Raw genomic sequence first — 24,054 nt, 5'->3', positions numbered from 1 at the left:
GATAAAAACAGATAACATGATTAATAAAAACATATATATAGGTCTGCTTGCCTTTTGTGCATCATTGCAAATAAAAGCACAGCAAATACCGGCACCACAACAAACCAAATCGGTTTTGATTTTAAATGCTACTGCACATTTAGGTAACGGAAGTGTTATTCAGAACAGTGCCGTTGGATTTAAAGACGGAAAATTAACCCTGGTAGCAGATGCAACGACCGTGAGACTTGCTGCCGATGCGTATGACACAACCATTGACGCCAGCGGAAAACACATTTACCCGGGATTTATCGTAGCTAATGCAACATTAGGTTTGGTAGAAATTGATGCCGTGAAATCGTCAGACGATCAGGAAGAAATTGGAACTTTTAATCCAAACGTAAGAAGTATTATCGCCTACAATTCTGAATCGAAAGTGGTAGAAACTGTTCGTCCGAATGGGATTTTAATGGCTCAGATCACTCCTCGTGGGGGTAGAATTTCCGGAACTTCATCTGTGGTACAATTGGATGCCTGGAGCTGGAAAGATGCGATTATAAAGGAAAATGACGGAATTCATCTTGACTTCCCTTCTAATTTCAGAAGATCAGGAACATGGTTTGAACCGGGAGTTATTGAAGCCAACAAAGATTATCCAAAACAAGTGGAAGAAATCGCAGCGTTCTGGGCTAACGCAAAGGCTTACAATCAGGCTGTTTCAAAAGAAAGAAACATCGTTTTTGAAGCTACAAAAGGGCTTTTTGATGGAACTCAGACGCTATACATCCATGCTGATGAAGAAAAACAAATCGTTGATGCTATTCAGTTAGCGGCAAGCAATCAGATCAAGAAAATAGTTATTGTAGGAGGTTTTGAAGCTTATAAAGCTGCCGATGTATTGCAAAAATATAATGTTGGTGTATTCTTAAGACGTGTACATGACATGCCAACAAGTGATGACGAAGATGTAAATCTGCCTTATAAAATGGCCAAAATACTTACCGATAAAGGTATTGTGGTAGGACTTGAAAACAGTGGTGATCACGAGCGTATGAGCGTAAGAAACCTGCCGTTTTTAGCAGGAACCTGTGCAGCATATGGCTTAGACAGAGAAAAAGCATTACAGCTTATCACTTCAAATACGGCAAAATTATTAGGTATTGATGCTACTTGCGGAACTCTGGAAACGGGTAAAGATGCCACTCTATTTATCTCTGAAGGTGATGCACTTGACATGAGAACGAATAAGTTAACATCTGCTTTCATTCAGGGAAGAAAGATTAACTTAGAAACTTTTCAAACCAAACTGAATGACAAATTCAAAGCAAAGTTCAATCAGAAATAAGCAATAAATTTTACAATAAAAGGCGTCATTTGAAAATTCATCTGACGCCTTTTTTATTTACAATTCACAACAACAAACCAAAATATACAGATATTAATTCAAAAAAACACCAAAAACACCCCTACAAAACATTGTTTTTCAGTTAATATACTAACAAAAACACAAACACATTTTACCAAATCATAAATTTAAAGTTAATATTATTCAGTTGACACAAAATACAGGGGGTCAAAATAAAAAATTAATAAAAATAAAGAACATACCCCTATTTTTTACATGGTTATTGCTCAATTTTATACATTTATAAAAAAATTTAAAACCAAATAACTATGCGAAAAATTATTTTAAGTGTGATTCTTATCACGATTTTAGTACTCACCTTTTTATCCAACTTTATACTAACCGATAATCCAATTCCGGCAGAAACTGTAAAGTTTGACACAGGAGATACAGCCTGGATGATCGTAGCCACTGCTTTTGTTTTGCTTATGACACCCGGATTAGGATTTTTCTACGGAGGAATGGTAGGTAAGAAAAACGTTATTAGTACCATGCTGCAAAGTTTTATGGCAATGGTAATTGTTACGATCTTATGGGTTATTGTCGCTTTCGGATTAGCATTTGGCCCTACTATTGGCGGAATCATTGGAAACCCAACTTCCAATTTATTCTTTCAGAATGTAGGTACCAGCACTGCCTGGAGCCTTGCCCCAACAATACCATTTATGTTATTCGCATTGTTTCAGGCAAAATTCGCCATTATTACACCTGCATTAATCACTGGTGCATTTGCAGAACGTGTGCGTTTTTGGGCTTATTTGTTATTCATGGTTTTATTCATCCTATTCATCTATTCTCCTTTAGCACATATGACATGGCATCCTGAAGGAGTATTCTTTAAAATGGGAGTATTAGATTTCGCGGGAGGAACAGTAGTGCACATGAGTGCCGGATGGGCCGCTTTAGCAGGAGCAATATTCTTAGGAAAAAGAAAAATTCAAAAAGTAAATCCGGCCAGAATTACTTATGTTTTATTGGGAACAGGTTTGTTATGGTTTGGATGGTTTGGATTCAATGCCGGTTCTGCATTAGGAGCTAACGGATTAGCTGTTCAGGCTTTAGGAACTACAACTGTTGCTGCCGCAGCTGCTGCTATGGCATGGGTTTTCCTGGATAAAATCTTAGGTCACAAATTATCAGCTCTGGGTGCCTGTATCGGAGCGGTCGTAGGACTGGTTGCCATTACTCCTGCCGCAGGTTTTGTAAGCATCTCTCACGCTATTTTCATTGGAGCATTCTCTGCCATCGTTAGTAATCTGGTAGTAAGCAAATTTCCTAAAGGAAAAATCGATGATGCGTTAGACGTTTTCGCCTGTCATGGTGTTGGTGGTATGGTAGGAATGCTGTTAACTGGTGTTTTTGCCTCGAAAGCAATCAACCCCGCTGTTGGAGACAATCAAGGTTTAATTTTTGGAACTCCAACATTATTTATCAATCAATTAACTGCTTTGGTAATCGTTTCTATATTTGCATTTGTAGGTTCTTATGCTTTATTCTTTGTCGTAAACAAAATTACCCCACTAAGAGTTACTGAAGAGAAAGAAGAATTAGGATTAGATATTTCTCAACACGGAGAATTCTTATAAAAATAAATTTCCGCCTTTGCCTATAAAAAATCCCTCTAAGTCTGACCTTAGAGGGATTTTTGTTTTGAATTAACTTCACCTTTGTTTATTATAGATTATAGATTATAGATTGTAGATTGTAGATTGTAGACTTTAGATTGTAGATTGCAGATTTCAGATTGTTGATTGTAGATTACAGATTTTAAATTGTACTCTTTACTCTATATTCTTCACTCTATTCTCTATGTTCTAGAAAAAAAAACTACTTAAAATTTGAAATTCCTTCTTTCAGCCATTGCAAATATTCTTCGGCACTTACATAACTGATAGTAGGTTTTGAAGGGTTTAAATTCTTCCCTTCCAAATCTGTAATCACATATAATGGCTGTGTATTGGTTTTATATTTTGAAATCATAAAATCGGTCCATTTATCACCCACCGTTTCGATTTTATCTCCTTTTGCCGTAACATACTGCTCTTCTTTTGGCAAGTCACGTTTATCATCCACATAAAGTGAAATCAAAACGACATCATTTTTCAGGATTGGTAAAATCATTGGTTCCGACCATACATTGTTTTCCATTTTTCTGCAATTGACACAGGCATAACCTGTAAAGTCAAGCATGATTGGTTTGTTGATTGATTTTGCATACGCTAAACCATCTTCATAGTCATGAAAAACCATAATACCATGAGGGCCTAGCTCAGCTCCTGCCGGTAAACCCGAAACAGTTTCAGTACTGCCGCTATTTGAATTTGCAGACCCTCCTACCCCAAACGGGCTTTCGCTATATTGCGGTGGCGGCGGGAATGCGCTGATTAATTTTAATGGCGCTCCCCAAAGTCCCGGAATTAAATAAACCGTGAACACTAAAGTAAGCAATCCTAAATACAATCTTCCAACCGAAATATGATTTAAAGGACTATCGTGAGGCAATGTAATTTTTCCGAATAAATATAACGTCAAAGCTGCAAAAATAGCGATCCAGATTGCAATGAATACTTCTCTTTCCAGAAAATGCAACTGAAGTACCAAATCAGCATTGGATAAAAATTTAAACGCTAAAGCCAATTCTAAGAATCCTAAAACTACTTTCACAGTGTTCAGCCATCCACCGGATTTTGGCAACGAATTTAGCCAGCCCGGGAACATAGCAAAGAACATAAATGGCAGTGCTAACGCTAATGAAAATCCTAACATTCCAACAATTGGAGCAATTCCACCATTCGAAGCAGCTTCCACTAATAAGGTTCCAACAATAGGTCCGGTACAAGAAAACGACACAATAGCCAAAGCTAAAGCCATAAACAATATACCAATTAAACCTCCTCTGTCTGCTTGCTGATCTGCTTTATTCGCCCATGAATTAGGTAGCATAATTTCGAAAGCTCCCAAAAATGAAGTAGCAAAAATGATCAGGATCACAAAGAAAATCAGGTTAAACCAAACATCTGTAGACAGTGCATTCAAGGCATCTGCCCCAAAAATTTTGGTAACAATTAATCCTAATATTACGTAAATAGCAATAATAGAAAAACCATAAATGATTGCATTTCTAATTCCTTTTGCCCTGCTTTTACTTTGTTTGGTAAAAAAACTTACCGTCATTGGGATCATCGGGAAAACACAAGGAGTCAACAAAGCTGCAAATCCTGAAATAAAAGCGATAAAAAAGATCGACCATAAACTTCTTGATGGCGTCGACGCTGGAATTTCTTCACTTGCTTCTGCCAAAGCCTTATCTGTTTTTATAACTTGCTCTACGGCTGAAGCGGCTACTTTTTTTACTGTATCAACTGCTATCCCCTCCACTTTTGTTTCATCTAATTTAGATTCAGATACTGCCGCAACAGCATCCATTTTAAAATTTGATGGAATCGCAATAGAAAACTTTTTACTGGAATTGATACAAACTTCTTTACAAACCTGAAAGTCAAAATCAACCTCAACCGTTTTTAAGTTCGGATTGATAATGGTGATTTCCTGCTCGATATGCGCTTTGCCTTCAAAGAAAGTTTCATTTACACCAAAAACATCATTAAAAGCTGTTTTGGTTTTTCCTTCTTTAGCCTTTCCAACCAAATTGTAATTTCCTTTCTGATTTTTAAAGGTAATTTCCAAAGCAAGTGGCCCGCCTTCAGGTGTAAACTGCGAATACATGTGCCACTCTTTTTCAATTGTTCCGTCAAAAATCAAAACAGCATTATTTCCGGCTCTCTTTTCGATTTTTGAAGTCCATTTTACCGGTTCGAGAATTTGAGCATTCCCCTTTGCAAATGCAAAAAGAAAAAACAATAAAAAAACAATGGATTTATTCCAGACACTTTTCGACATTATCGTTTGTTGGTAGTAGTTAGGGTTCATTATAATAATTCTATTTTAATTATTTTGTTTGTTGTATTCTCGATTTTAAAACGTTCATCCTGTCTGATTCCTATCACCCACACAATCTGATTATCTGAGCATAAAATCCAAATTTTCTCTTTTTCAATCAGCGATATTTTTTCATCTTTAAAAAGTTTGCTTAACTTTTTAGATTTTCCTTTCATTCCAAAAGGATGAAAAACATCTCCCTCCTTCCATTTACGCAAAATAAGTGGAAAACGGATTTTTTCAGCGTCCACAAATATAGCTTTATTTGAATCTATTGTAATGTCGTCTACCTGACAAAGCCTCAATTTTAAGGGAAAATTAACGTCTTTCTCCTCTGCTCCAATTTCGAATACTTCATTTTCTTCTAATTCAGAAATTGGACTCAAAATCAAAGTATCTCTGTTTTTCAACAATCGAAAATCAGCCGAAAAAACCTGTTTACCGGATTGCCCCTCTACCAAATCATAAATATCATTCCAGGCCGCGAAACCAAATTCATTTAACCACTGATACAAATACGATTTATAATTAGGAAGCTTTTTAAGCTGGTTCAAATCAAAGTGAATATCTTCTCCCTCCTCTTTCGCTACTTGCTGGTAAATCATGATCGAAGCATCTTCAACCATTTCTTGTGATTCCTGTAAATATTCTTGCGTTTTTTGAAAGGCATTTAAAAAATTTGGATTGATTTCTTTCAAGATCGGAACAAGATCATGGCGAATTTTATTTCGAAGGTATTTATTAGATGCATTACTACTGTCTTCCCGCCACAGTATATTGTTTTGCTTTGCATACTCTAAAATTTCGGCTCTGGAAAAAGGTAAAAGCGGACGAACAATTTTATCATTTTGCTCCGGAATCCCAGTCAACCCATCTAATCCTGTCCCCCGGGTTAGATTGATTATAAACGTTTCGAGATTATCGTCGGCATGATGTGCCGTTACAATATAGTCGAAATTTTCGGTTTCGAGAAGTTCGTAAAACCAGTTATAGCGCAGTTCCCGGGCCGCCACCTGAGTGGATAATTTATAATCTTTGGCAAAAGCCTCAGTATCAAATTGAGTACTAAAAATCGAAATACCATTCTCGTCACAGTACTTTTGAATAAAATCCTGATCTCCAAAACTTTCTAATCCACGCAATTGAAAATTACAGTGCAAAACGGTGATCTCAAACGGTAATTGCTGAAACAAATGCAGCAAGACCATGCTATCCAATCCTCCGCTTACTGCCAGAAACAACTTTTTATCCTCCAGAAATGGAAATCTTAAAGCGAGATGATTTTGAAATTTTGAAAGCATTTATAAATGTAAAAATTTAATTCTATATAATTGAGAAAGTTTTTTAAATCTCAGAATTGTGCGAATTTACACTATATTTCGAAACTGCAAATAAAATTGTACGAATTTTATTTAATTTAACATTCCTACATGCAATTCATCAATCGAAAATATAGTTGTTATTGCAAAACTTCGTGCATTGCTTTTGCCTTTAACAAACATTCTTCGTACTCTTTTTCAGGAATCGATTGAGAAGTAATCGCACTTCCAACTGAAAACGATATATACTTATTTTCCTGATTGTACAGGATACTTCTTATCACCACATTAAAATCGAAATCACCTTCAGGCGTGAAATAACCAACCGCACCACTGTACAGACCTCGTTTGGTTTCTTCCACATCTTCAATAATCTTCATGACCGAAATTTTTGGTGCTCCCGTCATGCTTCCCATTGGAAAAGTAGTCCTTAAAACATCTATTGGTGAATACTGCGGATCTATTTTTGAAGTGATGGTTGAAATCATTTGGTGCACCTGCAAAAATGAGTAAATTTTACAAAGTTCCGTTACTTCAACAGAACCTTTCTGTGCCGTATGCGACAAATCATTTCGTACCAAATCGGTAATCATAATGTTTTCAGCACGTTCTTTAGGATCTGATGCTAAAAACTGCTTTGATTTTTCATCTTCAACCGGATCTGAAGATCGTTTTGAAGTTCCTTTTATCGGTTGAGAAATCAAAGTTTCGCCAACTTTTTTCAGATATCGCTCCGGAGAAGCCGAAAGCAAATATTGTTTATGATTCTTAAAAAATACCGAAAACGGAGCCTGTGATATCGCATTTAACTTCTGAAATTTCTCTAAGGGGTTAATTTCGGCAGTCTCAGCAAAAAATTCCATGCAAAAATTAGCTTCATACATATCACCTACATGAATGTGCTCCAGCATTTTGTTGACTTTTTCAACATAAGCTTCTTTTGAAATACGTTGTTTGACTTCAATCGTGCTAACCGTTTCAAAGGCATCATATTCATTATTAACGATTTCTTCATAGTCCTCTTCCAACTCATCATCGCAAAGCAATAAATATTGTATCTCAAGTTTATTCTCTTTTAACGTAAAAATCTTTTTAGGCTGAAAGAAAAACAAATCCGGAAAATCTAAACCGTCAAAATTTGATGATGAGAGGTTTTCCGTATCATTTTTTAAATCATAGGAAAGATATCCAAAAAGCCAGTCTTTAGTCGTTTGCTGATATTGCTTCAGATCTTCAAAAGCATTATGAAAATCTGTTTTTAAAGAGGTAAAAGCATCCACCGCCAAAACAAAATCAAAGCTTGAATATTCCTGTGGATACGAATTACTATCCAAAAAAATTACCTCTCGAAATTGTTGTGACCAGCTTAAAAGCTGCTGTTTAAAATGCTCTGGATCTGAAATGTCTTTGTAAATGGTAACTCTCAAAAATAGGTAAATTTTAGGCCTCAAAATTACAACAAAAAAAATCCTTCAATAAAATATTAAACAAAAAATATTGGCACACTTTTTAGTATATCGAATTAACAAGAATACTCAAACCTTTTTTTGCCTATTGATAAAATACACTTCTAAAAAACACAGCCACTAAAGACTAACACAGATTGAATTCGTTATACCAAAAAATCGATAAGAATCTTCCTAGTCTCCTCCTGAAAAACGGATTCTCTAAATTATTACTCAACCCATTAAATCTAAAAAAATTTATGAAAACAATTGCCAACCTTGGATTGACTTCCTTAGTGCTTATCATCTTATTCTTTTCCTGCAAAAAATTCGATCCCGCTACATCAGAAAACATTACAGATCAACAAACAGCAACAGACAGCACTGCAGTTTCTTCATCAGCAGCAGTGGAAAAAAAAGACGGTAAGCAAAAATTTATTCGCACTGCCGACATTAAATTTAAGGTAAAAAATGTCGTTAAATCTACTTATGCAATTGAAAACGCCACTCAGAAATTTGGAGGTTTTGTAACCTACACCAACTTACAAAGTACCATTCGTGATCAGGTTAAAACCAAAATTAGTCCCGACAGCACACTTGAAACCACTAAATATACGGTACAAAACGACATTACAATCCGTGTTCCCAATACGCAGCTCGATACTGTTATTAAAATCATAGCCAAACAAATTGATTTTCTGGACTTCAGACTTATCAAAGCCGATGATGTTTCATTGAAGTTATTATCCAATCAGCTTTCACAAAAAAGGAACACTGTTACACAAAAAAGGGTCGAAAAAGCAATTGATGCTAAAGGCAAAAAAATCAATGATGTTATGGAAGCCGAAAATGCGCTGGCGAACCAGAAAGAAGCCAATGATAACAACATTATTGAGAATTTATCTTTAGAGGATCAAATCAACTTCAGTACTATAACTTTACAGCTGTATCAAAACGAAACGATAAAACAGGAGATAATAGCCAGTGAAAAAGACAGCGATGCTTACAAACCTAATCTGGGAATTCAAATCATCGATTCGCTAAAAAATGGCTGGTACATTCTTGAAACGATCTTTGTTTTTCTAATTAATTTGTGGCCATTTCTTTTGATTGGTTTTGGAGGATTTTTCCTTTACAAAAAATACTTTAAGAAATAAGAAAAGTGTTAAAAAACAACAATTTCATAAGAAAAAAATCGTTATATTTGATATAGCATTCTATTTATCTCAAAATAGAACGATAATGACTGTCAAATTCTCAATATAAAAGTCATAAAAATTACTTTTTATCATTGGTGAGTTCAGATTATAACGTTTTCCAAAAATAAATTAGACTTTTTTAACCCATTAAAAATCTTAAATATTATGAAAATTGCTACCATTATTGTCCGTGTTTTAATTGGCCTTCTGTTATTATTCGCTTCTCTTAGTTTTTTCTTCAAACTGGCTCCGGAACCAGAAACTACCGGTGATTTTAAAGCTTTTAATATGGGACTTGTTGCCTCAACATATTTATTGCCATTAGCAAAATCAATCGAACTACTTTGCGGAATTGCGTTTGTAACAGGACGATATGTAACACTAGCCAATATACTGATCTTACCCATTACGGTGAACATTTTGTTTATCAACTACTTTCTGGCACCACAAGGATTGCCGCTTGCTGTATTACTATTCCTGGGCAACTTGTTCTTAATTTACAGATATTGGGATAATTACAAAAGCGTTTTCACCAGATAATCAATTTTTCACTTTAGACTTAAAAAGCAAACCCGACAGATTTAAAAACCTGTCGGGTTTGCTTTTTTTAATACTTACACTATTTTGCTTTACAATCAGAATAAAAAGGACCAAAAAATGAGACCTTAAGCATACCAATATTATCTTTTCTGATAAAGCTGGCTTTTCCCGATACTTTCCTCTCACTCGTCTTTTATGACATTATAGCCCCTGTTATTTACCTTTATCTCTATATTACTACTTAAAAGAATAATAACAACCGTCATTTAGAATCTGCTCTGATAACTTTAATTTATTTACTAAAAAAATTTAGCAGTTCAAAACTACCTTTTTTTTGAATTCTTCAGTGCTCTTAAAACATAGTATCTCTACCATTTTTCGGCTTCTGCAAAAACAAAACTACAAGCTTAATTATCAAACAATTAAACCCTTAAAATCTGCAAATACAACCTCAGAATCATACCTCTAATTTACGAAATTTTTCCTGAACTTTTTCATTTTTAGACTCAAATATTACAAGAATAAAATTCAATTCTCCGAATACTTTTACTAAACAATTATATTTGATGAAAATTTCCATTTTACATGAAAAAATATTTACTCGCCTTCTTATTATTGTTTGTTCATTTTTCCAGATCACAATCTATAAAATCTATAGATTCGCTAACGACCGAAATCTGTAAATCATTGGTTCAAAATCAGGCTTTAGACAATGAAATCAGAATTAATACAATCAATAATTCTCATATCACTCCTTACCTGACAAAATTTAAGGATAGTATTGTTCAAAGAAGAGTATTTGAGCAGTTATTTTTCAGGTTGCATAAAAACTGTAACGAATTTGTAGCTCTTTTTCCAAACGAATCCGAGAAAAGCAGCTGGTCCATGCAAAATGAAAAGCCTCTTGATGAAATATCCAGAGAGGAATGCAATCATTTTGATGAATCTTCAAAATACTATTATGTAGAAAATAGCGGTGCTAAAGTAGCCGTAACTTTAAGCGATCATTTATGGACAGAAAGCTTTAGTGATGGTACATTCTCAAAATTACATTACAGAAAAAAAGGCAGTTGTGAATTTGAGCTGGAATTTATTGAAAGTAACAATCTGTCACGAAAAAATTTAAGTATTAAAGGCGACAAATATTTGTACCATTTGTATAAAGAAGAAAATGGAACTTATAATGTCTATTTAAAAAATAAAGAAACTTACTATATTTTTAACATACTAAGACAATAAAAAACCCGTCAAAAATAATTCTGACGGGCTTTTAAGATATATTTTACGTAAATTATACGTGTAATGCTCTGTTATCAGTAGCTGCCAAAGCCGCTTCTTTTATTGCTTCAGCAAAAGTTGGATGCGCATGGCTCATTCTTGAGATATCTTCAGCAGAAGCTTTAAATTCCATAGCTGTAACAGCTTCGGCGATTAAATCTGCTGTACGGGCTCCAATCATGTGAACACCTAAAACCTCATCTGTTTTTTCATCAGCAAGGATTTTTACGAATCCATCTAAGTCAGCACTTGCTCTCGCACGTCCTAAAGCTTTGAATGGGAAACTTCCTGATTTGTATTTAACTCCTGCAGCTTTCAATTGCTCTTCTGTTTGTCCAACTGCCGCAACTTCTGGCCAGGTGTATACAACACCAGGGATTAAGTTGTAATCGATATGTGGTTTTTGACCTGCTAAGATTTCAGCAACCATAGTTCCTTCTTCTTCTGCTTTGTGTGCCAACATTGCTCCACGAACAACGTCACCGATAGCATAGATATTTGGAACGCTAGTTTGCAAATGATCGTTTACTTCCACTTGTCCTCTGTCAGAAATTTTTACTCCTGCTTTGTCAGCGTTCAATCCGTCTGTATACGGACGACGTCCAACAGAAACTAATGAATAATCTCCTTCTAAAGTGATTGTTTCTCCTTTTGCATTTTCAGCCTGAACCACAACAGCATCACCGTTTCTTTCTACTGATTTTACTTTGTGAGAAACGTAGAATTTCATTCCTTGTTTTTTCAATACTTTAGTCAATTCTTTAGACAAAGAACTATCCATTCCCGGAATAATTCTGTCCATGAATTCTACTACAGAAACCTGAGCACCTAAACGAAGGTAAACTTGTCCAAGCTCAATTCCGATTACTCCACCACCAATAATTACTAAGTGTTTTGGAACTTCTTTTAAAGCTAAAGCCTCAGTAGAAGTGATGATTCTTTCTTTGTCAATTTTAATGAAAGGCAAAGAAGATGGTTTTGAACCTGTAGCAATTATAGTATATTTTGCTTCAATAGTTTCGGATGTTCCGTCAGCTTTTGTCACAGCAATGTGCGTTGCATCTACAAAAGAACCTAAACCATTAAAAACAGTAACTTTATTTTTATCCATTAAGTAGTTAACTCCACCAGCAGTTTGATCTACAACAGCTTGCTTGCGCGCGATCATTTTCTCTAAATTGATTTTCACATCACCTGAAACTTCGATTCCGTGATCTGCAAAATGTGCAATTTCCGCATAATGATGAGAAGACGATAACAATGCTTTTGAAGGAATACAACCTACGTTAAGGCAAGTTCCGCCTAAAGAGTTATACTTTTCTACAATTGCAGTTTTAAATCCCAATTGTGCGCAACGAATTGCTGATACATATCCGCCAGGACCTGAACCTATAATGACTACGTCAAATGAACTCATAGTTTGTCTATTTTATTTTTAGCGTTACAAAATTAAGGAATAAAGTTTTGTTTGAAGTTTAATTTTCAATGTTTTTTGGGTGAAATTTTAGATGGAGTTTTAACCGCTAAGAGCACTAAGATTTATGCTAAGTTCGCAGAGATTCGCTATTTTTTGGTTTGTGATAAATCTTATTTTTATATATTATAAAGACACACAAAAACAAAAAGCACTGATAATCAGACAACAAAAAACATAAGCAAAAAAAAAAAAAAAATAAAATGTAAATTTGAAATCTAATCAATGCTAATTAAAAATGGAAAAACTACAATTCAAAATAGAGATAAATGCAACGGCTCAAAAAGTTTATGAGGCGATGCTGGGTTTGAAAGACAAAAACACCTATGAACATTGGACAGCAGCATTTAATCCAACTTCTACCTATGAAGGAAGCTGGGAAAAAGGCGGTAAAATTTATTTTGTAGGCCTGGATGAAAACGGAAAAAAGGGCGGAATGGTTTCTGAAATTGTAGAAAACCAACCAGCCAAATTTATATCTATAAGGCATTACGGTTTCCTGGATGGCGAAACTGAAGTTACTACGGGGGAACAAGTTGAAAAATGGACTGGCGGACATGAAAATTATTCCTATCAGGAAAATAACGGTATAACTACTGTCACTGTAGATCTGGATACCGTAGACGAATATTTAGATTATTTTAAAAGTACCTATCCAACGGCATTAAATAAACTAAAAGAAATTTCAGAGCGATAATTACTTTAAATCAAACTATTAAAAAAACTTAGCCCCTTAAAAAGAAATCACCGTTGAGTTCTTCACTTCACTAATCATAAACATACTTTGTGTGCTACCAATATGTTGAAGCGAAGTCAATTTTGTGACCAAGATTACACAAATTCTCTCGAAATATTTTTGTCTCTCGCAGATTTTGCAGATCTCCGAGACTATTTTTAATTCTTATAAAATCGCGAAAAAAGCAAAGATTTATCGCGTTTTTAACGCACAGCTGTACATTTTTAAGAAAAACCTTTATTCCTTTGAATCTTTACACCAAAAACTCAGAAACTTAGCAACTTAGATTCTTAGCACTTTTAAAAAAACCTTTATCCCGCTGAAAATTTAGATGCCGAATTAAGGTTTTTTCTTAGGATTTCTGGAAGTGTGGAAAACAGAGTAAACGATTATTTCATTTCCAATAATTTCATAAATAATTACAAATGGAAATTTCACCAAAGTCAATTCACGGTAACCAGGTTCTTTTTTTATTTGAAATAATTCCGGATGTGTTTTTAAAACCTGTAAATATGTTTTTAAGTAGGATAGAAATTGCTTTCCTAAACCTTTACTCCTACTTTCATAGAATTCAATAGTTTTATCAATTTCATTTTCAGCTAAGGGTAAAATTTTAATTTTAAAAACCATACTTAGCATTCAAACGTTGTTCTACTTCTTCCCAGGAACTCGCTTCATTCTCCTGTGAAAGATACTTTTCTCTTTCTTCAGCAACAAAATCATAATGAGAATCAGGAACAAGTGATTCTTTTTCATCATGACTTATCGCATCAAAAACACTTTCCAGAATTTCTAATTTAGAATCATCTTTTATGAATTTCCCAAAATCTTTTATAAGTCTAAGTCTTAATTCTCTTGTTTCCATGCTAAAATCTATTTGATTCAAATTTAAGCTTTTTTCGCTTTTGAATTTGAATCACAATCCAAAAACTTAGCCTCTCAGAATCTTAGTCCCTTAAAAAGAAATCACTGTTGAGTTCTTCACTTCACTAATCATAAACATACTTTGTGTGCTGCCAATATGTTGAAGCGAAGTCAATTTTGTGACCAGGAATTCACGATAAGCCTCCATGTCTTTTACCAAAACTTTTAAGATATAATCATAATCGCCGCTTACGTGGTGGCATTCCAGCACTTCGTTTAACTTGGTGACTTCACTTTCGAATTTGGTTAGAAATTCCTTAGTATGCTGAATCAGTTTTAAATGACAGAAAACCACAAATCCCTTTTCGATTTTAGATTTATTCACCAGAGCGACGTAGTTTTTTATGATGCCTTCACGCTCTAGTTTTTTAATTCTCTCATAAACCGCCGTCACAGAGAGATTGAGTTTTAAGGATAATTCTTTATTTGTTTTTTTACTGTCGGTTTGTAATAAAACCAGGAGTTTTTTATCTGTGGCATCTAAAGTCATGGCTGCAGTTTATAGTTTGTGGTTGGTAGTTTATTGTTGCTGTAAAATGAAAGAAAATCTACTAACTGATCTTATATTCATCAAATGTAGATTAAAAATCAGGATAAATACATTTTTGTAGTTTTAAAATCTAATTATTCATTTCGTGATTGATTAATTTTCCAATTAGCTCTTATTTTGAAAAAGATTTCTTTCAAAAAAGAATATACGAGGTTCTTATTAGAAGTAAAAATCAAAATAGCAGTCTCAAAAAACTACCAACCACAAACTATAAACTTCCAACCATGAACCACTTTAACCCGGCAGACAAAATTCAGGATTTGCAATACTTTGGTGAATTTGGCGGTGTAAATCCATCGATTTCCGATTCTTCTACTTATACTTTTCTTTCAGCCAAAACCATGTTCGATACTTTTGAAGGAAATATGGAGGGCTGTTATCTCTATTCGCGTCATTCTTCTCCAAGCAACTTGTATTTGGATCAGGCACTCGCAGCGATGGAAGGAACAGAAACCGCCAATGTTTCGGCTTCCGGAATGGGGGCTATCACTCCTACTCTTTTACAACTTTGTAGTGCGGGTGATCATATTGTTTCAAGTAGAACGATTTATGGCGGAACGTATGCCTTCCTAAAGAATTTCATTCCTCGCTTTGGAATCGAAACGAGCTTTGTGGACATTACCAAACTTGACATTGTAGAAGCTGCGATCACCTCTAAAACCAAGGTTCTATACTGTGAAACCGTTAGCAATCCATTGCTAGAAGTAGCTGATATCGCCGGCCTGGCTAAAATTGCCAAAAAACATAATCTAAAATTGGTGGTAGACAATACGTTTTCACCTTTATCGGTTTCTCCTGCAAAATTAGGAGCAGACATTGTGATTCACAGTTTAACCAAATATATAAACGGAAGCAGTGATACTGTTGGTGGTGTAACCTGTGCTTCGAAAGAGTTTATCAATTCGCTGAAAAATGTAAATTCAGGCGCCAGTATGTTATTAGGTCCTACAATGGACAGTCTGCGTTCCGCTTCTGTGATGAAAAACCTTCGTACGCTTCATATTCGTATCAAGCAGCACAGTCATAATGCGCACGTTCTGGCCGACAAATTTGAGAAAGACGGTTTAAAAACGGTTTATCCGGGATTAAAAAGCCATCCAAGTCATGAATTGTACAAAACAATGATTAATCCGGAATATGGTTTTGGAGGAATGCTCACCATAGATGTGGGTTCGCTGGAAAAAGCCAACGAGTTAATGGAATTGATGCAAACCCGAAATTTAGGTTATCTGGCGGTGAGTTTAGGGTTTTATAAAACATTATTCAGCGCACCGGGGACTTCAACTTCAAGTGAAATTCCGTTAGAAGAACAAGCCGAAATGGGACTGACGGATGGTTTAATCCGTTTCTCTATCGGTCTGGACAATGACATTGAACGTACCTACAAAATGATGAAAGCCTGTATGACAGAGCTTGGCATCTTGCAAAATAAAACAATTCTTTATAAATAAATTTGCACGATTTTTTTTTAGTTTGTTTAAATCCGCTGAAGGTTTTTCTTTTGGCGGATTTTTTTATTCCTGTTCGAAATGTTTATTTTTTTTGCCTGCAGATTTGCCTCGCCAGTTTGCTATCACTCGTGTGGCAGATCACACCGATTTTCTTTACTGTAAATTCATTAGGTTTTAATTGCCGAAAACTCGAGCAATTCGCGACAACAAAAAAATAAGCCGTTCTAAGATTCTCAGAACGGCTTATCATCTATTATTTTTTTTATATTTCAATGGACGGATTAAAATCAATCCTCAATTCATTTCGTTTCAATAGAGCACGAATTAAAATCCATCTCTGCAACACATTTTGTTGTCCAATGGGGACGGATTAAAATCCATCCCTACAATATATTTCGTTCCGATGGAACTCTTATAATGTTTAACTTATAACACTCTCCGCGTTTAGCTTACTGTTTTTTCGGCTGAAGCCAAAATAGATACAAAGACCGATAAGCAACCAAACTGTGAAATAAATCCAATTCCAAACACTTAATTCGGCCATCATATACAAACAACAGATTAAGCCTAGAAGCGGAATTAAGGATAAATTCTGTTTGAAAGCCCAAACCGTTAAACCAACCAATACCAATAAGAAGATCCACATTGGAATTTTATGCTTGAATAAACTCAATCCGCTTTCAAATTTTGCAGTGTCTTTAATTGGTAAACCTTTTACAACCTCAACATACTTTGCTTCATCATCCTGATACTGGCTTAATAAATGCTCTAAATCGGATGTTTCTGAAGTTTTATTCTGAACGTCGATACTTTTTAAATAATTGAAAACTTTTTCAGAATCGGTTTTATCCAATGACGTAATAATATCTGCCGGGCTATTCACCTGGGTCTCATTGGTAATAAAACTCATCGTAGCCTTTTTATTGTAACCAAAGGCAAAAACCAACCCTATAATTAACAAAGCAGGCATTATATATTTTGAATTGATGTAAGGCGTTTTAAACTTTCCTCTTGGGATCTCCGGCTTATTTTGCAATACCAAAACTCCGGCACAAACCAATACAAATGCAAATAAAGTTCCGATACTGCATAAATCCGTTACCATGGTAAGATTTAAGAATAACGCGGGTACTGCAACCACAAAACCGGTTACGATAGTTGCATAAGAAGGCGTTTTAAATTTTGGATGTACTCTGGAGAAACGTTTTGGCAACAATCCGTCACGGCTCATACTCATCCAGATACGAGGCTGTCCCATTTGAAAAACCAGCAAAACACTGGCCATCGCTACTACAGCACTTACGGCAATGATTCCGGACATCCATTTTAAATCTAATTTTTCAAATACAAATGCTAGCGGATCACCTACATTTAATTCGTTATAACGCACCATTCCGGTTAAAACCAAGGCAATGGCGATATACAAAAGCGTACAAATAATAATTGCCCACATCATTCCGCGTGGTAAATCTCTTTGCGGATTTTTACATTCTTCGGCTGTAGTTGAAATGGCATCAAAACCAATGTAAGCGAAAAATACTGCAGAAACTCCTTTTAAGACGCCACTTACTCCATTTGGTGCAAACGGGTCCCAATTGGCTGTATCTACGTAAAATATCCCTACCGCAATTACCAAAAGTACAATACAAAGTTTTACTACCACCATAATATTACTGGCATTACGGGATTCTTTCATTCCGCGGTAAATCAATGCAGTAATCAAGATGATAATTAATAAAGCCGGAAGGTCGGCAACAAAATGAAACGAGCCAAATAAAACCGGAGAAGTTGTCCAGGCCGTATAAGCAGACTGCAGAGCAGGTTCTAAATTTTCAAAGGCTTTTCCACTATGCATCAAAGCTGTTGCGTTATTAAATCCGTTTGAAGCGGTTAAGTAATCCATCTGAACCCACTGCGGGAGATGAATCCCTCCACTGGCGAGAAGCCCCGTAAAATAATCACTCCACGATATGGCAACGGTTATATTTCCAACGGAGTATTCCATGATCAAAGCCCAGCCAATTACCCAGGCTATAATTTCTCCAAAAGCAACATAAGAATAAGTATAAGCACTTCCTGAAACAGGCACCATTGAAGCAAATTCTGCATAGGCAAAAGCGGCAAAACTACAAGCTACCGCCGTAAATAAAAACAAAAATATAACGGCTGGACCACCGTCTGCACTGGCTTTTCCGATCGTACTAAAAATTCCGGCACCAACAATAGCAGCGATTCCAAAGGCAGTTAAATCTTTGGCAGTTAAGTGTTTTCCTAATGCATTATGACCGTCTGCATCGTTTTTTGCAACCTGCTTCAGAATATCTTGTACCGTTTTTTTTCGGAATAAACCTGATAATGCCATATGTAATTATGCTTTTAAAATTAATTTAATTCGGTCTTTGTGGTTTTATTTTGCAAATAATGCAAAAATTATCCTGATTTCAAATATATAAAACGATTTTGTTTTGCATCGCTTTTTGTGATGAATTATTTTGCCCACTGATTGTTACGGATTAAACAGAGTCACACTGGTTTATTTTTTTCACGCAGATTTTAAAAAGATCTAAGCAGATGCGCGCAGATTTTACTTATTCTTATCTGCAGAATCTGCGAGAAAACTTTTTTAGTATTTCAAATCTTTGCTTATTACTTTCACGCAGATTTTAAAAAGATTTAAGCAGATGCCCACAGATTTTATTTATTCTAATCTACTTTAATCCCCTTTGATCAGCAAAATCTGCGTGAAACAAAAAAATTCGTGCTAATTCGTGAAATTCGAGTCTAACACACTTTACTTCAGGCAGTTTCTTAAAATACTTACCGGATGCTGGGCTTCTCTGCTTGTTCCATCGTAAATCTGGTGACGGCAGCTGGTTCCGGCTGCAGCGATTTTTACCTCTTGGGCGGTGGCTCTTACTTTTGGAAATAAGGTATCTTCTCCCATTTGCATGCTCACCTGATAATGCTCTTTTTCGTAACCAAATGATCCCGCCATTCCACAACAACCTGAATTATAAATGGTAACCACATTATTCGTTGGTAAATTCAGCATAGCAAATGTCACTTCAACAGAACTCAATGATTTCTGATGGCAGTGTCCGTGAATTTTAATTTCTTTCTTTTCTGCCGAAAAAGAATCAGCTGTGATCTTACCATCGACAATTTCTCTTTTAAAGAATTCTTCTATCGTAAAAGCATTTTTAGCAACTTTTTCAGCGGCTTCTTTGTTCGTTGCAAGACGCAGATATTCGTCTCTGAACGTTAATATTGCCGAAGGTTCAATTCCGATTAAAGGTGTATTTGCAGAAACTAAATCCTTAAAAATAGTCACATTGATATCTGCAATTTTCTTGGCTTCTTCGAGAAATCCTTTGGACAAATACGTTCTTCCGCTTTCTTCATGATCGACGATTAAAACTTCGTAACCTAATTTTGTCAATAGTTCAAAAGCATCTATACCGATATTAACATCGTAATAATTGGTAAATTCATCATTAAACAGATACACTTGTCCGTTGGGGAAATTATTTTGCTGTGGTTTATGATTTTCGTACCATTTTCTGAACGTCTTTTTTGCCAATAACGGAACTTGCCTTTCCGGAGCAATTCCCATGCTTTTTTTCACGAGAGACTGATTGGAAATAAAATTCGTAATCGACGGAAACAAACTTCCCATCTTATTCAGTTTGGCGTTGTGTGCAAAGATTTTGTTTCGGGTCGAAAATCCGTTTGCTTTCTGATATTGGTATAAAAATTCAGCTTTCAGCGTGGCTACGTCTACATTACTCGGACATTCGCTGGCACAGGCTTTACAACTCACACACAATTCAAAAACTTCGTAAAGTTCTTTCTGATCAAATTTGTTTTCTTTCTCTGAATAGGTCAAATATTCGCGTAAGGCATTCGCCCTGGCACGCGTGGTTTCTTTTTCATTTTTGGTAGCTCGGTAACTCGGACACATTGCTCCTCCTGCTGACGGCAATTTTCTGCAATCGCCCGAACCGTTGCATTTTTCGGCAGCACGTAAAATCCCCAAACTATCCGAGAAATCCTGAAATGTCTTAATATCCGGTTCAACTCTGCCCGAAACAACACGATGATTCTCGTCCATTTTTAAGGCATTCACAATCTTACCAATATTCAAAGCCGAGTTCGGATCAAACGCCAGCTTGATTCTTTTCAATAATTCATAATTGGATTCCCCAATCATATAAGGAATAAATTCACCACGCACAATTCCGTCGCCATGTTCTCCACTCAGAGATCCTCTGTATTTTTTAACCAAAACAGCCACATCGGTTGCAATGGTTCTAAAAAGTTTTAAATCGGATGTTTTTTTCAAATTCAAAACCGGACGCAAATGCAGTTCTCCTGCTCCCGCATGTGCGTAATAAATTGCCTCTTGTCCGTGACTTTTCATCATGGCCGAAAATTCAGCAATATAAGCCGGCAAATCACTCAATTCAACCGCAGTATCTTCGATTGAATCGGCTGCTTTATTGTCACCAACGATACTTCCTAAAAGACCCAGACCGGCTTTTCTCAGTTCATTGGCTTTGTCAATATCATTCCCGTAAATTTTTACTCGTGCATAACCAAAATTGTTTTTTTCCAAATCAGCAATCAAAGCATCCGCTTGTTTTTCGGCATCTTCTAAAGTATGCGACGCCACTTCAAACAACATAATGGCTTTGGGCTCTCCCACCAAAAAGAAACGGTTTTTAATATGTTCCCGATTCGTTTTGGTACAATCTAAAATCGTATCATCAATCATTTCTGCCGTGTACAAATGATGCTTCATCGCTACAACAACAGATTCTAATGATTCCTGAATCGTGTGATAATGTCCCACAACCATAATGCTGTGAGGTGGAGGCAGGTCGTCTACTTTCAGCGTCACTTCGGTTGTAAAAGCCAGTGTTCCTTCGCTTCCGCAAAGCAGTTTGCCTAAATTGATAGTGGGTTCAGTTCCGCCAAACAAATCCGATTTCAACAGAATATCAACAGCATAACCTGTATTTCTTCGGTGAATCTCGGGTTTCGGAAATTCTTTTACAATTTCTTCCTGAGTAGCGGAAACAGAAAGCTCCTCGTAAATGGTTTTGTATATTTTATTTTCTAAAGTATCCCCTTTGGTTTTTTCGATAAATTCAGCAGAAGTCAGATCTTTAAAAACTACTTCCGAACCGTCGCTTAAAAGAGCTTTTACCTCAGCAATTTTATCGCGTGTCACTCCATATCGAATCGAAGTTGTTCCTGAAGAGTTATTCCCCACCATACCGCCAATCATTGCACGGTTTGATGTTGATGTAATTGGAGCAAAAAATACACCGTGCGGTTTTAAAAACAGATTCAGCTCGTCGCGAATTACTCCAGGCTGAACCGTTACGGTTTTCTTTTCTGCATTGTACGAAATAATTTTCGTAAAATGCTTCGACACATCAACGACCAATCCGTCTCCTACTGCTTGTCCTGCCAACGAAGTTCCGGCCGTTCTTGGCGTAATCGACAGCTGATGCTGTCCTGCAAATTTTATCAGCTTGGCAATATCTTCAATTGTTTTGGGGATCGCCACCGCATTGGGTTTAATTCGATACACAGAAGCATCGGTCGAATAAAGCGTTTTATGAAGATCATCATACAAAAGGGTTCCTTCTAATGATGCTGCTAATTGTTCTAACTCTTTAATTATTGACATTATAACTTGATTTATGGCCTAAAACGAATTCAGTGAATTACAAAAATAGTTTTTTTTAAGGTTCAGAGATACAAAGGAACAAAGGTTCTAAGATTTTCTTTTCTTTGGCTTTTCTGAGCTCGAATTTGAGATTTTTTATCGGAATTTACCCCAATGTGCAACCCTAAGCGTAGTTAAAGGCTTATGAAACTTTTTGAGGCCCTGAGAGGCTAAGAGACTACGGTTCTAAGTTTTTTTCTTTGATTGTGTCTTTTTGAATTGGAATTTGGAATTTTTGAGTTAGAAATTCACCTCAATGGTCACCCAGACCGTTGTGGAAGACTTAAAACCACTATTTCAATACAACCTTTTGAAATTTGGAATTTCAAAAATTGAAATTTACATTTGAGTTACAAATCTCCAATATATGAACCAGCCAAACAGAATCTATTTTTTAGGAAATCCATATCCAAAAGGTCACACTTTAGAACAATTTAAATGGAACGGAAGAATCAACGAAGATGAATCGATTTGGTTTGATTTTCATTTAAAAACAGATGATTATTATGCTGAAGATCAATCCGAAGACGACGATGAAGAATATAAAGGTGACTGGCATTCCAAAGGAGTCTGGGGCAATTTTCATCAATGTACAATGTCTTCAACACATTGGGGAGATTATGGAATTAAAATCAATAAAACTTCACAAAAAACTGTTTTCAATGATTTTATAAAAGAGGATTTATTGGCAGACACTTTTCCCCTTGATGATGATTTTGATTATGACGAAATTGCATTCGGAATTTATTTATTAGGACACGATACCTGTGCCAATCATAGAATAAAAATTACTCCCACAGCTCAAAACAAATATGATATTGAATGGACTGGAAAAATTGCTTTAACCTATTCCGGAGCCGACGAATTTAGACATGATTTTGAACTTCTTCTTCACAATACTGAATTCGATGGTTTCTATTATCCTAAATCCTGGTCGCACGAAAAAGCTGCAGATTTCTTTAAAACTAATTTTGAAGATTTTGAAGAATACGAATTTGTCGACCTCAACCCAAAAAGCAAAAACCGAGAATACAAATTCAAAAAGAAATAAATTTCTTTCAACCCAATTGCCCCCCTAAGCGTAGTCAGAGGTTAATGAAACTTTTTGAGGTTCTAAGGTGCTCATTTTTTTTCTTTGATTACGTCTTTTTGAATTGGAATTTGATTTTTTTGACTTAGAATTTCGCCCCAATGGTCACCCTGAGCGGAGTCGAAGGTTTATGAAACTTTGAGGCTCTAAGACTCTAAGAGGCTAAGGTTCTAAGTTTTTTCTTTGATTACGTGTTTTTGAATTGGAATTTGATTTTTTTGACTTAGAATTTCACCCCAATGGTCACCCTGAGCGGAGTCGAAGGTTTATGAAACTTTGAGGCTCTAAGACTCTAAGAGGCTAAGGTTCTAAGTTTTTTCTTTGATTACGTCTTTTTGAATTGGAATTTGATTTTTTTGACTTAGAATTTCGCCCCAATGTTCACCCTGAGCGGAGTCGAAGGCTTATGAAATCTAAACTCAAATAAAAAGTAAAATTTTCATTTTGCAATCACAATTAGTAAATTAAAATTGTAATATCATATCGTGTCTGTGCATTCCAATGGTGTAATAATCATTCGTTACTTTTGTGGTTCGAAACCCGTGTTTTTCAAAAAAACCTTTTACATATTGTGTAGTATCAATAATTAAAGAAAATTCAGGGTTGATTTGTCTGATTTGTTCAATTCTATGCTGTAAAAGCTTTTCACCAAATCCTCTTCCATGAAAGTCTTTGTGAATAAGTCCCCATGCCAATGCGAAAAGGCTATCATCATTCATGTCTGCAAATCCTCCACAGCCAATTACTTTTTGATTGTACTGAACAACAAAAAACCGAACATTATCTTTCCCTTTTTCAATACGCTCTAAAAAATTTTCAAAATCCTGTACTTCCTTACTTGCAAAATAATCCGGAACATTACTTTTAAAGGCTTCTATACAATCATTATAGTCACTGCTTAAATATTCTCTGATTGTTGTTTCCATTTTTATAATACTAATTAGAACCTTTTATCACCAATTACCAACGTTTTAACAGATAACAAAGT

The 24,054-nt window shown here is 35.6% G+C and carries 18 protein-coding genes and 1 pseudogene; 8 read left to right on the top strand and 11 right to left on the bottom strand.

Features of this window, described 5'->3' with window-relative positions; all coding sequences use genetic code 11:
• The first annotated feature begins 16 nt into the window (after positions 1–16).
• Entirely contained in the window at positions 17–1,324 is a 1,308-nt protein-coding gene (locus OLM58_RS13395; RefSeq protein WP_264529303.1) for an amidohydrolase family protein, read from the top strand.
• 329 nt (positions 1,325–1,653) lie between these two features.
• A complete protein-coding gene (locus OLM58_RS13390) occupies positions 1,654–2,970 on the top strand; it encodes an ammonium transporter (RefSeq protein ID WP_264529302.1) in 1,317 nt (438 codons plus the stop codon).
• A 241-nt stretch (positions 2,971–3,211) separates the two neighbouring features.
• Here OLM58_RS13390 and OLM58_RS13385 read toward each other — a convergent pair whose 3' ends face one another.
• The 3 genes from OLM58_RS13385 to OLM58_RS13375 form a co-directional block, all read right to left on the bottom strand.
• The gene (locus OLM58_RS13385) at positions 3,212–5,314 is read right to left on the bottom strand and encodes a protein-disulfide reductase DsbD family protein (RefSeq protein WP_264529301.1); all 2,103 of its coding nucleotides are present in this window, start codon (positions 5,312–5,314) and stop codon (positions 3,212–3,214) included.
• On the bottom strand, positions 5,314–6,624 hold the full coding sequence (tilS, locus tag OLM58_RS13380; RefSeq protein WP_264529300.1) for a tRNA lysidine(34) synthetase TilS: 1,311 nt from the start codon (positions 6,622–6,624) through the stop codon (positions 5,314–5,316). The genes OLM58_RS13385 and tilS overlap by 1 nt, the downstream gene beginning before the upstream one ends.
• Before the next feature lie 158 nt (positions 6,625–6,782).
• Entirely contained in the window at positions 6,783–8,069 is a 1,287-nt protein-coding gene (locus OLM58_RS13375) for an anthranilate synthase component I family protein (RefSeq protein ID WP_264529299.1), read from the bottom strand.
• A 278-nt stretch (positions 8,070–8,347) separates the two neighbouring features.
• Here OLM58_RS13375 and OLM58_RS13370 point away from each other — a divergent pair, with 278 nt between their 5' ends.
• The 3 genes from OLM58_RS13370 (at position 8,348) to OLM58_RS13360 (ending at position 11,065) form a co-directional block, all read left to right on the top strand.
• Complete coding sequence (locus OLM58_RS13370; protein ID WP_264529298.1) at positions 8,348–9,244, top strand: DUF4349 domain-containing protein; 897 nt, start codon at positions 8,348–8,350, stop codon at positions 9,242–9,244.
• A gap of 207 nt (positions 9,245–9,451) precedes the next feature.
• A complete protein-coding gene (locus OLM58_RS13365) occupies positions 9,452–9,826 on the top strand; it encodes a DoxX family membrane protein (RefSeq protein ID WP_017495484.1) in 375 nt (124 codons plus the stop codon).
• Positions 9,827–10,411: 585 nt separating this feature from the next.
• Complete coding sequence (locus OLM58_RS13360) at positions 10,412–11,065, top strand: hypothetical protein (RefSeq protein WP_264529297.1); 654 nt, start codon at positions 10,412–10,414, stop codon at positions 11,063–11,065.
• Between the two features lie 52 nt (positions 11,066–11,117).
• Here the strand turns inward: OLM58_RS13360 and lpdA are convergent, their stop codons facing one another.
• Positions 11,118–12,521: a dihydrolipoyl dehydrogenase gene (gene lpdA, locus OLM58_RS13355; RefSeq protein WP_264529296.1), complete on the bottom strand. Its 1,404-nt coding sequence runs from the start codon at positions 12,519–12,521 to the stop codon at positions 11,118–11,120.
• A 295-nt stretch (positions 12,522–12,816) separates the two neighbouring features.
• On the opposite strand from lpdA, the gene OLM58_RS13350 reads away from it, so the two are divergent.
• Positions 12,817–13,275: an SRPBCC family protein gene (locus tag OLM58_RS13350; RefSeq protein ID WP_264529295.1), complete on the top strand. Its 459-nt coding sequence runs from the start codon at positions 12,817–12,819 to the stop codon at positions 13,273–13,275.
• Between the two features lie 36 nt (positions 13,276–13,311).
• On the opposite strand, the pseudogene OLM58_RS13345 reads toward OLM58_RS13350, so the two are convergent.
• The 4 genes and pseudogenes from OLM58_RS13345 to OLM58_RS13330 all read right to left on the bottom strand — a co-directional run.
• A pseudogene (locus OLM58_RS13345) lies at positions 13,312–13,407 on the bottom strand (AsnC family transcriptional regulator); the annotation flags it as partial.
• Between the two features lie 246 nt (positions 13,408–13,653).
• On the bottom strand, positions 13,654–13,944 hold the full coding sequence (locus OLM58_RS13340) for a type II toxin-antitoxin system RelE/ParE family toxin (protein ID WP_264529294.1): 291 nt from the start codon (positions 13,942–13,944) through the stop codon (positions 13,654–13,656).
• The gene (locus OLM58_RS13335) at positions 13,934–14,179 is read right to left on the bottom strand and encodes a hypothetical protein (protein ID WP_264529293.1); all 246 of its coding nucleotides are present in this window, start codon (positions 14,177–14,179) and stop codon (positions 13,934–13,936) included. The genes OLM58_RS13340 and OLM58_RS13335 overlap by 11 nt, the downstream gene beginning before the upstream one ends.
• A 90-nt stretch (positions 14,180–14,269) precedes the next feature.
• Positions 14,270–14,728, bottom strand: coding sequence for an Lrp/AsnC family transcriptional regulator (locus tag OLM58_RS13330; RefSeq protein WP_017495489.1), 459 nt, complete (start codon positions 14,726–14,728; stop codon positions 14,270–14,272).
• A gap of 284 nt (positions 14,729–15,012) precedes the next feature.
• Between OLM58_RS13330 and OLM58_RS13325 the strand changes: the two genes are divergently transcribed.
• Complete coding sequence (locus OLM58_RS13325; RefSeq protein WP_264529292.1) at positions 15,013–16,239, top strand: aminotransferase class I/II-fold pyridoxal phosphate-dependent enzyme; 1,227 nt, start codon at positions 15,013–15,015, stop codon at positions 16,237–16,239.
• Positions 16,240–16,660: 421 nt separating this feature from the next.
• Here the strand turns inward: OLM58_RS13325 and OLM58_RS13320 are convergent, their stop codons facing one another.
• Positions 16,661–18,601, bottom strand: a complete 1,941-nt coding sequence (locus OLM58_RS13320) for an amino acid permease (RefSeq protein WP_264529291.1) — start codon at positions 18,599–18,601, stop codon at positions 16,661–16,663.
• A 429-nt stretch (positions 18,602–19,030) separates the two neighbouring features.
• Positions 19,031–21,937: an FAD-binding and (Fe-S)-binding domain-containing protein gene (locus OLM58_RS13315; protein WP_264529290.1), complete on the bottom strand. Its 2,907-nt coding sequence runs from the start codon at positions 21,935–21,937 to the stop codon at positions 19,031–19,033.
• A gap of 406 nt (positions 21,938–22,343) precedes the next feature.
• Here OLM58_RS13315 and OLM58_RS13310 point away from each other — a divergent pair, with 406 nt between their 5' ends.
• Positions 22,344–23,027: a hypothetical protein gene (locus OLM58_RS13310; protein WP_264529289.1), complete on the top strand. Its 684-nt coding sequence runs from the start codon at positions 22,344–22,346 to the stop codon at positions 23,025–23,027.
• Between the two features lie 503 nt (positions 23,028–23,530).
• Here OLM58_RS13310 and OLM58_RS13305 read toward each other — a convergent pair.
• On the bottom strand, positions 23,531–23,992 hold the full coding sequence (locus OLM58_RS13305) for a GNAT family N-acetyltransferase (protein ID WP_264529288.1): 462 nt from the start codon (positions 23,990–23,992) through the stop codon (positions 23,531–23,533).
• Positions 23,993–24,054: the final 62 nt, after the last annotated feature.

Source organism: Flavobacterium sp. N502540, from assembly GCF_025947365.1.
GTDB lineage: Bacteria > Bacteroidota > Bacteroidia > Flavobacteriales > Flavobacteriaceae > Flavobacterium.
The sequence above is the reverse complement of the archived record's forward strand: the minus strand, read 5'-3'. Positions and strand labels throughout refer to the sequence as shown.

What these genes read in the sequence shown, in the direction of transcription:
- OLM58_RS13340 (WP_264529294.1), bottom strand. Translation starts at nt 13,944, where the DNA reads ATGGTTTTTAAAATTAAAATTTTACCCTTAGCTGAAAATGAAATTGAT.
- OLM58_RS13365 (WP_017495484.1), top strand. Translation starts at nt 9,452, where the DNA reads ATGAAAATTGCTACCATTATTGTCCGTGTTTTAATTGGCCTTCTGTTA.
- OLM58_RS13335 (WP_264529293.1), bottom strand. Translation starts at nt 14,179, where the DNA reads ATGGAAACAAGAGAATTAAGACTTAGACTTATAAAAGATTTTGGGAAA.
- OLM58_RS13310 (WP_264529289.1), top strand. Translation starts at nt 22,344, where the DNA reads ATGAACCAGCCAAACAGAATCTATTTTTTAGGAAATCCATATCCAAAA.
- OLM58_RS13305 (WP_264529288.1), bottom strand. Translation starts at nt 23,992, where the DNA reads ATGGAAACAACAATCAGAGAATATTTAAGCAGTGACTATAATGATTGT.
- OLM58_RS13350 (WP_264529295.1), top strand. Translation starts at nt 12,817, where the DNA reads ATGGAAAAACTACAATTCAAAATAGAGATAAATGCAACGGCTCAAAAA.
- OLM58_RS13370 (WP_264529298.1), top strand. Translation starts at nt 8,348, where the DNA reads ATGAAAACAATTGCCAACCTTGGATTGACTTCCTTAGTGCTTATCATC.
- OLM58_RS13360 (WP_264529297.1), top strand. Translation starts at nt 10,412, where the DNA reads ATGAAAAAATATTTACTCGCCTTCTTATTATTGTTTGTTCATTTTTCC.
- lpdA (WP_264529296.1), bottom strand. Translation starts at nt 12,521, where the DNA reads ATGAGTTCATTTGACGTAGTCATTATAGGTTCAGGTCCTGGCGGATAT.
- OLM58_RS13395 (WP_264529303.1), top strand. Translation starts at nt 17, where the DNA reads ATGATTAATAAAAACATATATATAGGTCTGCTTGCCTTTTGTGCATCA.
- OLM58_RS13315 (WP_264529290.1), bottom strand. Translation starts at nt 21,937, where the DNA reads ATGTCAATAATTAAAGAGTTAGAACAATTAGCAGCATCATTAGAAGGA.
- tilS (WP_264529300.1), bottom strand. Translation starts at nt 6,624, where the DNA reads ATGCTTTCAAAATTTCAAAATCATCTCGCTTTAAGATTTCCATTTCTG.
- OLM58_RS13330 (WP_017495489.1), bottom strand. Translation starts at nt 14,728, where the DNA reads ATGACTTTAGATGCCACAGATAAAAAACTCCTGGTTTTATTACAAACC.
- OLM58_RS13390 (WP_264529302.1), top strand. Translation starts at nt 1,654, where the DNA reads ATGCGAAAAATTATTTTAAGTGTGATTCTTATCACGATTTTAGTACTC.
- OLM58_RS13320 (WP_264529291.1), bottom strand. Translation starts at nt 18,601, where the DNA reads ATGGCATTATCAGGTTTATTCCGAAAAAAAACGGTACAAGATATTCTG.
- OLM58_RS13385 (WP_264529301.1), bottom strand. Translation starts at nt 5,314, where the DNA reads ATGAACCCTAACTACTACCAACAAACGATAATGTCGAAAAGTGTCTGG.
- OLM58_RS13325 (WP_264529292.1), top strand. Translation starts at nt 15,013, where the DNA reads ATGAACCACTTTAACCCGGCAGACAAAATTCAGGATTTGCAATACTTT.